Source organism: Pseudomonas sp. K5002, assembly GCF_013386655.1.
Classification (GTDB): Bacteria; Pseudomonadota; Gammaproteobacteria; order Pseudomonadales; family Pseudomonadaceae; genus Aquipseudomonas.
In genome coordinates, this window is the sequence record NZ_JACARK010001038.1 from 1 (window position 1) to 316 (window position 316).

The window sequence follows — 316 nt, forward strand, 5'->3', positions numbered from 1 at the left end:
CCGAGGATCGCCACGATGATTGCCTGCCAGATCGCCAGGCCGCGAAACGCTACGAGGGTCGCGCCCAGGGGCAAGCCGAGGATGCTGATGTTGGCCGCAAACCAGACCCAGAACAGTTGCAGCGGATGGCCGTTGCACTCGCCTTCCGGGACCGGCTCGATGCCGCGTGTTTCCAATTGCCCGGCGCTTTGGCCGGAAGAGGACGTACTCATGGTGGGGTGCTCCTGATGCCTGTTTTTTTGTGGTTGTGGCAGGTTGGCAAGTTGAATCTGTGTGCCGGTCTTCCTGACTCGACTGGATCAATGTGGGAGCTGGC

1 protein-coding gene is annotated in these 316 nt (G+C 61.1%); it reads right to left on the reverse strand.

Going from position 1 to position 316, the window contains the following annotated elements; translation table 11 throughout:
• On the reverse strand, window positions 1-212 hold a 212-nt coding region (locus HX846_RS32900; protein ID WP_178967018.1), incomplete at its 3' end, for a cytosine permease.
• Between the last annotated feature and the right edge of the window lie 104 nt (window positions 213-316).